This is a genomic window from Paenibacillus sp. FSL P4-0081, from assembly GCF_000758565.1.
GTDB classification, from domain to species: Bacteria; Bacillota; Bacilli; order Paenibacillales; family Paenibacillaceae; genus Paenibacillus_AQ; species Paenibacillus_AQ phytohabitans.
The window spans coordinates 8,348,280-8,360,466 of record NZ_CP009280.1 but is presented as its reverse complement, the minus strand read 5'-3'; the positions used below and the strand labels follow the sequence as shown (position 1 = coordinate 8,360,466).

Below are 12,187 nucleotides of genomic sequence, written 5' to 3'. Positions count from 1 at the left end.
GACTCTAACTTGTAAGTTAACTTTACGAATTGAAATACAGGAACAAACACTAAGGGGTGTAACAATGAACAACGAATATTTCACGATTCAACAAGCAGCGGAAGGGATCTGGGGTGCTATTTCGGTTCCAGGCAGCGGTTCTCTGGGGAATGCAGCAATTATTGATCTTGGGGATTTAACCGTTGTAGTGGATACAACCAACCTGCCGCATTCTGGTGCTTTGTTACGTCATGCTGCTGAACAACTAACAAACAAACCGGTTAAATATGTAGTGAATACACATTTTCATGGAGATCATGTCAACGGCAATCAGGAATTTATGAAAAGCGAATTTATATCTACTGTATGGACAAGAGATTTGCTATCAGATATGGGTGAAGTGAATGTTGATTTCATGCAGCAAAACATTCAAAAGTTAATGACTAGCCTAAATCATGTACGTTCAAAGCAAAGAGATCCCCACATGCTAACTGAAATCGACTATGATCTTTCGGTACAGCGGGCCCTTTATGATGCCATCCCTTCCCTATGCAGGGTGATCCCCACGATAACTTTTGACGATAAACTCGTTATTCAAGGAACAAAGCGATCAATCGAAGTTTTATCTTACGGAGGCGGTCATTCTTTAAGTGATGGTGTTGTGTACGTTCCAGAAGAGCAAACCTTGATCGCTGGTGATTTAATATCGACTAAGACCATTCCGGTCATACCCTACGGTAATCCATACGCTTGGATACGCATCCTTAAACGCATTCAAAAAGACCTCAAGGTCAATACTGTCGTTCCGGGACATGGAGATGTATCTAATTCAGATCGAATCACGGATGTCATACAATTTTTGGAGAAAACGATCACTTATGTTTCTGGAGCTGTAAAAAGCGGGAAATCAGAGTCTTACTGGCTGGAACAAGGGGTATTAAAAGGCTATGAGGATTGGCATCTGCCCCAGTATTTCAGCTGGAACTTTCGCTGGCTCTTTAACAGTATGCTTGTTCAAAACAACAGATGAGACAACATGAAATAGAGATCTTGAAAAAAACGAAGTAATGGAAGTTGCTGATGTTGGTCTACCACCACTTCTTATTCAGTAGGTTAGGCATGTCTATGGCTGTTGAATCATTTGGAATAATCTTGACAACGCACTGGAGAAAATGGAATTCCGGCGATGTACAAACCATACATGCAAGTCCCGGTACCCTTCAGGAAGACGATGGGAAGATATTTGACCCGCCTCTTCCGCCTTGGTAATTGACGATTGTGGCAGCATAGACACGCCGAATCCAGCGGCTACACCACTTAGAATTACTTCTAACGTTCCAAACTCCATAATCTGATAAGAGCTCATCCCGCTTTCTCCTAGGAATTTCTCAGCTTTTGCGCGATGTGTACATCCAACGTCGAAGAACAACATCGGCTTCGTAAGCAATTCGCGCATGTCACTCTTACCCGGTTCCGAGATCAGCACCAACTCCTCGTTGAAAGCCACAACATGTTCTATATCAAGCTGGTCAATGGGTCCATAGACAAAGGCTCCATCTAGTTCGTAATCAAGCACCTTTTGTAAGAGACCATGCGTTTCGCCAGTGATGAGCGATAGTTTGACATCGGGATATCGTAAGTGATACTTGGTCAGAAGAGGAGTCAGATGAATAACTGCTGTCGTTTCAATGGAACCTAAGCGGAGAAGGCCCGCAGGATGCTCCGAGTATTGTGTGGATTTCACAGCCTCGTCCATCAGAGTCAGTATTTTATCCGTATACTCCAGCAAGTTCTCACCTGCCGGCGTTAACGTCATCCCCCGATTGGATCGACGAAAAAGAGGGAGCTTCAACTCAGCCTCAAGGTACTGAATCCGGTTCGTCACATTGGACTGCACATAGTTCAAGACTTGCGCGGCCTTCGTTATGGTGCCCTCGCGAGCAACAGCTTGAAATATTTTTAAATCTCCACTTTCCATTTCCATGTCACCTGCCTGGTATAATTCTTTATGATAGTCGCCTTCAGTTTTGATCATTTTACTGGATTATATCCTTTATGTACAATTCAATATAGATTCATTAATAACGACTTAAGGGAGTAATCAAGATGAAAGCAATTGTACATGCTGGACAAAGTGGCCTGAAGGGCTTGAAATATAAAGATATTAGGGACCAAAAGCCGGGGGTTGGCGAAGTAAAAGTAAGGATAGAGGCTGCAGGGCTGAACCATAGGGACTTGTTCATCATGGCAGATCGAACAGAACAGGATGTCCCTCTGGTTATTGGTTCTGATGGCGCGGGCAGGATAGAAGCAGTAGGTGAAGGCGTATTCAGCCATCCATTAGGTGCCGATGTCATCATTAATCCATGTATCGGATGGGAATCCGCCGATAATGTTCCGTATGTTCCAGCCATTGTAGGAGGTCCTTCAGATGGTACATTCGCCGAGTCTATCATCATTCCTGCGCAAAATGTCATCAGCAAGCCAGCTTACCTGTCCTGGGAAGAAGCGGGTGTGCTACCCCTGTCCGCCTTGACGGCCTATCGAGCTCTGTTCACGAGAGGCCGCTTACAGCAAGGTGAACACGTCCTTATTCCTGGCATTGGTGGTGGTGTTGCGACTTATGCCATGAAGATGGCTTCAGCGGTGGGTGCGCGTGTTAGTGTGACATCACGTAGTGAAACGAAAAGACAAGCTGCACTCATTAATGGGGCCGACCATGCATTTGACAGTCATAGCGATTGGAGGGAAAGTATGGATGGAGACACCGTCGATCTCATCCTCGACAGCATCGGACCTGCGACGTTCCCACATTACTTTGACATTATTAAACCGGGTGGCCGTATTGTCACGTTTGGGGCAAGCTCGGGAGATCGAATGGAGATCCCGATGCGGTCCATATTTTTTCCCCAAATTAGTATCATTGGTACCTCCATGGGAAGTAGTGAAGAATTTGCTGCTATGCTTCAATTTATGGAACGCCACTTGCTTCGTCCTATCATTGATCGAGTATATCCTTTACAAGATACAGTTCAGGCATTTCACAGAATGCAGAAGGGGGAGCAGTTCGGTAATATTGGAATAAGAATAGATTGAACAGACAACAGGGCAAATGAGGTCGTAAGAAGCGGTTCAGGCTAAATGTTATGCTGACCATAATAAAGTTCAGGTTATGACTGTCCGCGACAAAAGCGATATAAATCTGAGCAAAGAATATCTTTAGCGTTGTGGGGTGTTTTTTGTCCCTATCTTGCCCCTTCAGAGTTGTGAAAGTCATTAATATGGCATCAGGTAAATTAAATGACTCAAAGAGATTGTGTAGTCGTGGAATTCATTAAATGTTCTAAAATCAATCATAAGGATGACCTTCAGATGAAAATATTATTAGTTGAAGATGATAAGACGATCGCGTCGGGACTGGAATATTCGCTGCAGCAAGAGGGTTATTGGACCGTTCTCTGCCATGATGCCGCTTCAGCCCGAAAGGTGCTCGCCGAAGACATCGATCAGTTCACTTTGTGCCTGTTCGATTTACAGCTTCCAGACGGAACTGGCTATGAATTATGCAAGATGGTGAAGGAACGACGCGATATCCCGGTCATTTTCTTAACAGTGATTGATGATGAGGTCAATGTCGTGATGGGACTCGATATGGGAGCCGATGATTACATTACCAAACCTTTTCGGGTTCGCGAGCTTCTCTCCCGGATCAAGTCCGTCTTGCGGAGATACCAGAAGCTGTCCCATGCCGGAGCGGTCATTGACATTGACAATGTGCGCATCCATACGCTGGAAGGCAAAGTATATAAAAACGGTGCCGAAATTTCGCTAACCGCCTTGGAATACCGCTTATTGCTGATCTTTGGCAACCACGTTGGACAGGTCCTCACCAGGAATCAGCTCTTGGAGCAAATCTGGGACGTGGCCGGGGACTTCGTGAATGACAACACGTTAACGGTCTATATCAAAAGGCTAAGGGAAAAGCTGGAGGATAATCCAGAGCAGCCGGCTCTGATCAAAACGGTACGCGGTTTAGGCTATAAGGTTGGTGATTAGATGCTGCGCAATCGGGAAAATCAAATATTATTACTCGTCATGGGTTCGATCAGCTTATCGGCGATCGTCATTGCTGCTTTCATTTCGTCTGTCACCGCAGCCCTGGTTATTATTGTATCCGTGCTGCTTACCGGCACAGCTTTATTATTCACAAAACGGAGATATTACGAGCTAGAGAAGCTGTCCGTCTATTTGCGGGAAATTAGCAGCGGCCAGGCCTCCCTTGACCCTCGCGATAATCAAGAAGGTGAGCTTAGCATCTTAAAGAATGATATTTACAAGGTGACACGCATGCTCTCCGAGCATCGTTCGCTATTGCAGCGGGATAAGCTTCAACTGACCGATGCCATCTCCGATATTTCACATCAGCTCAAAACACCGATCACCTCTATGACAGTCATGGCAGATCTGTTAAGTGCCCCTGATCTGCCTTCACTCAAAAGAACGGAGTTCACCCATCATATTCGCATTCAGCTTGAACGGATCGATTGGCTTGTTTCATCCTTATTAAAGCTAGCGAAAATGGAAGCGGGAACTATCCCGTTCAAAAAAGATCGAATACACATGGGAACCCTAATCGAAAAGGCACTGGAGCCGGTTATGATTCCGATGGATATTAAGGGACAGACCGTTTCCATCACAGGGGATGACAACGTCTCTTTTGCCGGCGATTTCCGTTGGACTGCTGAAGCGGTTATCAATATTTTGAAAAATGGAGTGGAGCATACACCTGAGGGCGGTGCGATTACCATCACATTTTCCGACAACGTGCTATTTACGGAAATCGTTATTGCTGACAACGGAGAGGGCATTCCGAAAGAGGATTTGCCTTATATTTTCAAACGTTTTTATAAAGGAAAAAATGCTAATGAAGGAAGCATCGGTATAGGGCTTGCGATGGCTCACAGCATCATTGCAAGCCAGAACGGCGTGATTGATGTAACGAGCGACAGCGGGAGGGGTACAGAGTTTCGGATCAAATTTTATAAGCATGTGATTTAACAGCACTCCGTAAGTGACTGAACTGTCACCTCCAACGTCACTGTAAAGTCATTTTGGACAGATAAAATGATATTCATCAGATGAACAATGGAGGTACAACCATGCAAATGAAGCAGCAGCGCAAGATTACTTTTATTATCACGATAGGCTACGCCCTGATTATTCTTTATTTTATGCTTTTTGCTTTCGGCAGAGCGGATAAGGTAGATCAAATCAGTCAGTACACCTTTATTTTTTTGCCGGACGGTTTTTTTAGGGTGCCGGGTCTTTCCGATCTTCTACATCCGACACTGATGGACTTGGTGGGTATTGGAAACTTTGCAGCCTTCATACCTTTTGGCATACTGTTTCCGTTGTTATACCGCACCAGCTTTGTTCGCTTCATGACAGGGTTTATCCTGTCCATTCTTGTGGTGGAGACCATCCAGGCACTAACATTCCTCGGCAGCTTTGACATGAACGACGTCATACAGAACTCATTGGGCGCTGCTATTGGATTCGGGGCGTACAAGATTGGCTTCCGTACAAAAAACTACTGGAGAAATATCGCTGCTACGGGAATTGCCAGTGCTGTCTTAATGATCGGCGTGTGGGGGGTCTTCGGAGTAGTTGATCAAGTGTTCACCAAAGAGGTGGGCCCTTTTGTAGCGATAAACGAATGGAAAGATAGTAACGGAAATCGAGTAACGGGAACCAAACAGGACAGTCTTAAGATTGGCGGTCAAGACGTGACACCCCAATATAATGTGTATGGCATTGAAGGTAAAAAGAAGGAAACATATACGTATTCGCTAGGCAATAAGGGAGAGCTGTATCTTAGCTTGAATTATGGAATTCCTGATCATAAGGATTTCCAGGGCAGCATTAAGGTTACCGTTGACGGGCATGAGCTCCTGTCTGTATCTGCAGAAGATCAGCTCCATGAGCCGGATAATAGGATCCTTCATCTCACCGGGGCTAATGAGCTTAAGATAACCATTGAGGGGAATGAAACCCTTTGGGATGTTGGATATAAAGAGATGGTATATACCTGGAATTGAGCATCTAGGGAAGTGGGATGACAATGGAGATTTTAACAATTGAAAATTTGTCCAAAATATACGGCACAGGCGAATCGGCGGTGAAGGCGCTTGATGATGTTTCCTTTTCGGTCCATAAAGGTGAATTCGTCGCAATTATCGGACCTTCCGGATCGGGGAAATCGACACTCCTTCATATGCTGGGCGGTGTGGATCGACCGACTGGCGGGAAAGTGTATGTTCAGGATACGGATATGTATACCTTGGACGAAACGCAGCTGGCCATCTTCAGACGCAGGCAAATCGGGCTGATCTACCAGTTTTTCAATCTGCTTCCCGTCCTGACGGTGGAAGAGAATATTACGCTGCCGCTCTTGCTGGATCAACAAAAGGTAGATCAAAAGCAATTGGCTGATCTTGTGAATACGTTGAATTTGCAGCATCGATTAAACCATCTGCCGAATCAGCTATCCGGCGGACAGCAGCAGCGTGTCTCGATTGGCAGGGCGATCATCGGCAATCCTGCGATCATGCTGGCCGACGAACCCACCGGGAATCTGGACAGCAGGAATAGCAACGAGATCGTCGATTTATTGAAAATGCTGAATAAGACCTATCATCAGACCCTGCTCGTAATCACTCATGACGAACGGATCGCCCTGCAAGCCGACAGAATCATTTCAATTGAAGATGGGAGGATTGCCAAAGACGAGGTGATAAGGCGATGAATATTGTCAATACATTAACCATCCGGCATCTGAAGCAGAACAAGAGACGAACACTTGTGACTATTCTTGGCGTAATTATTTCGGTATCCATGATGACCGCTGTCATTACGCTAATTTTTTCCTTTGCGGATTTAATGATCAGACAAACGATCACAGATACAGGGGAGTGGCATATTCAGTATCAAGATATAACCAAGGAACAGCTTGCGGCGATACAGGGCGATGATGCAACCAAAACGGTTGCAATCACAAGAGACCTTGGATATGCCCCATTAGAAGGGGGACAAAATTCCAATAAGCCGTACTTGTTCATTAAGGAATATGATGTGCAAGGGTTCACACAATTTCAGATTGAAATAAGCAAGGGGCGTCTTCCGCACACGGACAAGGAGGTTGTGATCTCCGAGTCTGTTGCAACAAATGGCAAAGTGAAGTACGAAATCGGCGACCGTCTAACGCTTCGCGTCGGCGACCGATTCGAACAAGGGGGCGATCATCCCCTGGATCAGACGGAACCGCTGCGCAGGGAAGACGGCACATTGACCGAGACATTACAGCATAGCATAATTAAGGATTATACGGTGGTAGGCTTCATTAAACCTCCGGTGTCGGAACCGGCTCGAGCCCCGGGTTATACGATCATTAGCTATGTCGATGATCATATCATCGGGGGGGACGATCGGGTCGATGCGTCGGTGGTCTTGCAGCAGGTCAATCCGTTCTTGTTCGCACATGCAGAGAAGCTGGCTGAGAAAAACCAAATTGACACTGTCCAATATAATAACGATTTGCTTCGTTATTATGGCTTGTCCAGCAGCGGAGCCTCATCCAGCATGATGTTCTCATTATCGGCAATCATTATGGGGGCCATTATAATTGGCTCGGTTGGGCTCATCTATAACGCTTTTGCGATATCCGTCTCGGAACGTTCCCGCCATTTAGGGATGCTCGCGAGCGTGGGGGCGACGAAAAGGCAGAAGCGAAATTCCGTATTTTTTGAAGGTATCGTCATTGGTTTGATCAGCATTCCCATTGGCATCTTATGCGGTCTTGCCGGAATCGGAATCACCTTTTCGTTCATGAACACAATGATTGAAGGAGCATTATGGACTAGTGAAAAGCTGAGGCTTATCGTCACGCCGTTATTGCTCTTGATTACTTGTCTTGTTTCGATGCTGACGATTTTCGTTTCGGCGTATCTCCCGGCGATTAAAGCATCCAGGGTATCTCCCATGGACGCGATTCGCCAAACCACCGACGTAAAGCTTACGGCCAAAGCAGTGAAGACGTCGAAGATCATTCGTAAGCTCTTTGGAATCGAAGCAGAAATCGGGCTGAAAAACTTAAAAAGGAACAAACGAAGATATCATGTTATTCTTTTTTCTCTGGTCATCAGCATCGTTTTGTTTTTGACGATATCGTTTTTCACGACTGGCCTGACACAATCTCTGGCATTGTCGCTGGAAGGCATCAATTACGATATTGAAGTGTCGTCCAGTAATGGCGAAAGACTAGATGACCGGTTGATGCAATCGCTTGTATCTCTGGATGGTGTCACGGAATACAGCGTCAGTCATGAGTTAGTCAGGAACGCTTGGGTCGATGCAGCAAGCATCGCCGACGAGTTGCAAGAGAAGGTTAAGCAGGATAAGAGTATGCTGCAAGACGGGAAATACCCTTACGAAATTAAGCTCTATGCACTGAATGATTCGAGCCTGCAAGCCTATGCCAGAGCGGTCGGCGCAGATTACGAACAGCTTACGGATCTGGATCATCCCGCCGCAATCGTGATGGATACGATTCATTACAAAGATATAGATACGGGTAAATATATTCAGACGAAGTCCATATATGCGAATATCGGTCAACATATCGAGCTAACGAGTTTTTTTAATGAGAGCGGGGAAGAAACGAAGGCAAATAAAGTGATATTTGCCGCATTGACGGATAAGGCACCGATGGGGATGAGCCCGGTAGGCGTAGGCGGGTTAAATATGATCGTGTCGGAACGCGTCATGAATCGGCTGGCAGACGGCGAGGAGCTGGCTAACGCTTCGATGTACCTCCATTTGAAAAGCACGGAACCGGTGAAAACGCAGCAGGAAATTGAAGCGATGAATGAGACCAATCTGAATGTCTACAATGTATATCAATCCAGAATAAGAGAAGAACAACAGATTCTGCTGATGAACGTCTTTTCTTACGGTTTTATCGTATTAATCTCTGCGATTTCCGTTGCGAACATCTTTAATACGATCTCAACAGGGCTGGCTCTTCGCAAACGGGAATTTGCGATGCTGAAATCCGTAGGCGCGACGCCAAAGGGGTTTGCAAAAATGCTGAACTATGAGAGTGTTTTTTATGGGGTCAAGTCGCTCTTGTATGGGCTTCCTGTCAGTTTCGCCGTGATGGTTCTGATCTATAAAGCATTTGCGAACAAATTCAGCTATGGGTTCACCCTGCCCTGGATGAGCATTCTGTCTGTCATTGTGTGTGTATTTGTCATTGTCAGCTCTGCGGTTGTTTATTCCGGAGCTAAAGTAAAAAAGGAGAATATTATTGATGCATTAAAGCAAGAGAATATATGATTCACTTACTTCACCCAGAGGAGGAGACGTCACCCGACGTCACACACAATCATGCGAGTCGACCGATTGCTCTCCATGCTGCTGATTATCTCCGGTAAAGGTACGGTAACGGGCAAGGAGCTTGCCGAGCATTTCGAGGTATCCTTGCGGACGATCTACCGGGATATCGAAAAAATAAGCGAAGCCGGCATACCAATTGCCTCCTCCAGCGGCAAGGGCGGAGGATACTATATTATGGACAGCTATAATATAAGCGGCCTCTTTTTAAACCGGGATGAAGCTCATACGTTTGTAGCTGTAATGAAGAATTTACACGGCTTGTTTGGCAGGAACGAAGCTTTTAATGACATCATGCTAAAGGTTGAGCATACCTATAAGCGGGAGCCCGAGAAGCACAAGCTGACTCTGGATATGTCCCATTTCAGCATGGAGCAGGAAATTAAAGAATACATGGGGATCATAAGCAAAGCCATCACGGATAACAGACTGCTGGTGTTCGACTATATCAACAGGGATATGGAATATCTGGAGCGAACGGTAGAGCCAAGCTGGATTGACTTTCGCCATGGCCATTGGTATGTGATAGGTTTTTGCCGGGTCAGAGAGGACTACCGCAGATTCAAGCTCGTGCGGATTAAGCAACTCAGACAGGGGCCGCCTTTTGCAAAAAGAGAGCTGCCGGAAGACCAGATCGCCGAGGTTATTAAGCAAAGCTATTCGCAGCGGGACATACAGGTTGTACTCAGATTCACTTCGCGAATTGGTGCGCAGCTTACCGAGTATTTTGAGAAAGAGAAGATTAGCCGGGGTGAAGCCGGCTTCTATCTCGTGAGGGATACTTATCCTTATGAGGAGGGTCTGCTGAAATTCATTCTAAGCTTCGGCAAGGAGTGCGAGCTGCTGGAGCCTCGTGAATTACGGGCGGAGCTGCAGCAATATATGCAGAATATGCTTCTATCCTACAATGACTGACGCCCTGGTGTCAGTCATTGTGTTCTATAGTAGGGATATCGGCGGGAGAAATACATAACGCCCGCTATAACTAGGCTAGGAGTGAAACGACGAAATGAACGCCGGCATTGTGCACAATGATTGCAATGAATGGGATACGGAGGACACACGAATAGAACTGATACGGAAGCTGCAAAGATTGGAGGAGGAACGCTATATCCTGCGTGAGGGAGAAAGGTTACAAGACTTTACCTGTCTGATGCTGCGGCATATTGGCGATCCGGAGTCAGAGCTCCGCGAGCATATCTATTCCACTTTTCACATATGGCTAAAGCGCGATAATAAGTTCTCCTGTGCGGAAATGCGGCATCTTTTGGCTGTCCTGATGGATGACCGGCATTTGTTCTATCGGATTGGAAGCGAGGGTGACCATAGCGTACTCACCAGGGCGTTTGCGGTTCTGCCTGTCGTTCTTATTGTACAGCGGCACAGGAATAATTCATTCTTGACTCCGGATGAGTTCCGGCATCTAAAGCATTCGCTGCTTCGCTACTACCAGGAGGAGAAGGACCTGCGCGGTTATCTGGCAGTTGAAGGCTGGGCTCATTCCGCGGCCCACGGGGCGGATGCCCTGGAGGAGCTGATCCGCTGTCCGGAAAGCGATAATGCAGTGCAACGCGAGGTGCTGGGGGCGATTACAGGGATGCTGCATAACGGTGTCCGGATTTTTGACGAGGAGGAAGACGAGCGCATGGCCAGCATTGTGGACACGATGATTAGCGAAGCGCTGCTTCCGCAGCAGGAGATTGCCGACTGGATTCATAGCTTGTCGCAATGTACGGAATGGCCGGATACGCGCGCACAGAGAGTCGCCAGAGTAAACGGGAAAAATTTTGTGCGTAGCCTGTATTTCAGATCAAGGGTCCGGAGTGACGGAAATAATCTTATTCTTACCGGTGCCATGCTGACGGCTGAAGCTAAATTAAACTGCTTTAAAGAGGCTAATTAAGAAGTGCGCTAGAAATGATACATATGGAGGTAATTAAGTTTGAGTACTCACTACTATTTCAGTTGGTTTAATCATTTTTTTCCAGAGAAGCTGGTCCATTGTTTGCAGGAGGATATACAAGACAGACAATCGCTTGTTATGATTAGCGCTGACCCGTCTGGTTACACAGATGAGCCAATTAACTTTGATGAACTTTCTGAATGGACATGGCTGAATCAGGCTAACATTATTTTTGATGAATATCATTTCATTGATTACCGTATGCAGAAGGAGGATGCCCAGAGGTTCATTCACAACGCTTCTGTCATTTTATTATGCGGCGGGTATCCTGTTTTGCAGAAGGATTTTTTGGCGGATTATGAATTATCGGATGTTATTAAGAACAGCAATGCCGTTATACTGGGTGCCAGCGCTGGTGCGCTAAACATGTCTGCTCAATGGTTAAGCTTGAATGACACTGGTCATGAAGTTGAAACGAGTACGATTTATGAGGGGATTGGCTTTGATCATTTTGCCTATGAATCCCATTCTAAGCGTGGCTACGCCACGTTTGTTCAAGGCTACCTGTTCCCCTTGTCTGAAGAGATTGATGTTTATGCGGCAGAACAGGAGAGCGCTATACGTGTAAAGGACGGCAAAATCGAGACAATGGGTCCTTTATATTTAATTTCCCGCTCAAAGATTCAGAAATTGATTGAGACGCTCTAATTAGGGAGAGGGGCTACCGAAATGAAATGCTCAAATAATAATTAGTCACCTCTCAATATGGACCTGTATCCAGAGTATCCCGGTAAGCGGCGAAGAGATAAACTCTCTTCTGCCGCTATTTTTTTTAGATGAACATCATTTCCGCTC

11 protein-coding genes are annotated in these 12,187 nt (G+C 46.0%); 10 read left to right on the top strand and 1 reads right to left on the bottom strand.

What is annotated here, in order from left to right; genetic code table 11:
• The first annotated feature begins 64 nt into the window (after positions 1-64).
• Positions 65-1,009, top strand: a complete 945-nt coding sequence (locus tag P40081_RS35745; RefSeq protein WP_042140567.1) for an MBL fold metallo-hydrolase — start codon at positions 65-67, stop codon at positions 1,007-1,009.
• 93 nt (positions 1,010-1,102) lie between these two features.
• Here the strand turns inward: P40081_RS35745 and P40081_RS35740 are convergent, their stop codons facing one another.
• On the bottom strand, positions 1,103-1,957 hold the full coding sequence (locus P40081_RS35740; protein ID WP_042141825.1) for a LysR family transcriptional regulator: 855 nt from the start codon (positions 1,955-1,957) through the stop codon (positions 1,103-1,105).
• 128 nt (positions 1,958-2,085) lie between these two features.
• Here P40081_RS35740 and P40081_RS35735 point away from each other — a divergent pair, with 128 nt between their 5' ends.
• The 9 genes from P40081_RS35735 (at position 2,086) to P40081_RS35695 (ending at position 12,040) form a co-directional block, all read left to right on the top strand.
• A complete protein-coding gene (locus P40081_RS35735; RefSeq protein ID WP_042140566.1) occupies positions 2,086-3,075 on the top strand; it encodes a zinc-binding dehydrogenase in 990 nt (329 codons plus the stop codon).
• A gap of 276 nt (positions 3,076-3,351) precedes the next feature.
• The gene (locus tag P40081_RS35730) at positions 3,352-4,035 is read left to right on the top strand and encodes a response regulator transcription factor (RefSeq protein WP_042141824.1); all 684 of its coding nucleotides are present in this window, start codon (positions 3,352-3,354) and stop codon (positions 4,033-4,035) included.
• Positions 4,036-5,037, top strand: a complete 1,002-nt coding sequence (locus P40081_RS35725; protein WP_042140565.1) for a sensor histidine kinase — start codon at positions 4,036-4,038, stop codon at positions 5,035-5,037.
• Between the two features lie 101 nt (positions 5,038-5,138).
• Positions 5,139-6,077, top strand: coding sequence for a VanZ family protein (locus P40081_RS35720; protein ID WP_042140564.1), 939 nt, complete (start codon positions 5,139-5,141; stop codon positions 6,075-6,077).
• Positions 6,078-6,100: 23 nt separating this feature from the next.
• Complete coding sequence (locus P40081_RS35715; protein WP_042140563.1) at positions 6,101-6,784, top strand: ABC transporter ATP-binding protein; 684 nt, start codon at positions 6,101-6,103, stop codon at positions 6,782-6,784.
• Entirely contained in the window at positions 6,781-9,372 is a 2,592-nt protein-coding gene (locus P40081_RS35710) for an FtsX-like permease family protein (protein ID WP_042140562.1), read from the top strand. Before P40081_RS35715 ends, P40081_RS35710 begins: the two co-directional genes overlap by 4 nt.
• 51 nt (positions 9,373-9,423) lie before the next feature.
• On the top strand, positions 9,424-10,344 hold the full coding sequence (locus P40081_RS35705; protein WP_042140561.1) for a helix-turn-helix transcriptional regulator: 921 nt from the start codon (positions 9,424-9,426) through the stop codon (positions 10,342-10,344).
• Positions 10,345-10,438: 94 nt separating this feature from the next.
• A complete protein-coding gene (locus P40081_RS35700) occupies positions 10,439-11,332 on the top strand; it encodes a DUF2785 domain-containing protein (protein ID WP_042140560.1) in 894 nt (297 codons plus the stop codon).
• A gap of 39 nt (positions 11,333-11,371) precedes the next feature.
• A complete protein-coding gene (locus tag P40081_RS35695) occupies positions 11,372-12,040 on the top strand; it encodes a type 1 glutamine amidotransferase family protein (RefSeq protein WP_042140559.1) in 669 nt (222 codons plus the stop codon).
• Positions 12,041-12,187: the final 147 nt, after the last annotated feature.

Bases quoted from the DNA above. Each gene is read 5' to 3' on its own strand.
- P40081_RS35745 (WP_042140567.1), top strand. From the start codon at position 65: ATGAACAACGAATATTTCACGATTCAACAAGCAGCGGAAGGGATCTGG.
- P40081_RS35725 (WP_042140565.1), top strand. From the start codon at position 4,036: ATGCTGCGCAATCGGGAAAATCAAATATTATTACTCGTCATGGGTTCG.
- P40081_RS35740 (WP_042141825.1), bottom strand. From the start codon at position 1,957: ATGGAAAGTGGAGATTTAAAAATATTTCAAGCTGTTGCTCGCGAGGGC.
- P40081_RS35720 (WP_042140564.1), top strand. From the start codon at position 5,139: ATGCAAATGAAGCAGCAGCGCAAGATTACTTTTATTATCACGATAGGC.
- P40081_RS35705 (WP_042140561.1), top strand. From the start codon at position 9,424: ATGCGAGTCGACCGATTGCTCTCCATGCTGCTGATTATCTCCGGTAAA.
- P40081_RS35735 (WP_042140566.1), top strand. From the start codon at position 2,086: ATGAAAGCAATTGTACATGCTGGACAAAGTGGCCTGAAGGGCTTGAAA.
- P40081_RS35730 (WP_042141824.1), top strand. From the start codon at position 3,352: ATGAAAATATTATTAGTTGAAGATGATAAGACGATCGCGTCGGGACTG.
- P40081_RS35700 (WP_042140560.1), top strand. From the start codon at position 10,439: ATGAACGCCGGCATTGTGCACAATGATTGCAATGAATGGGATACGGAG.
- P40081_RS35715 (WP_042140563.1), top strand. From the start codon at position 6,101: ATGGAGATTTTAACAATTGAAAATTTGTCCAAAATATACGGCACAGGC.
- P40081_RS35710 (WP_042140562.1), top strand. From the start codon at position 6,781: ATGAATATTGTCAATACATTAACCATCCGGCATCTGAAGCAGAACAAG.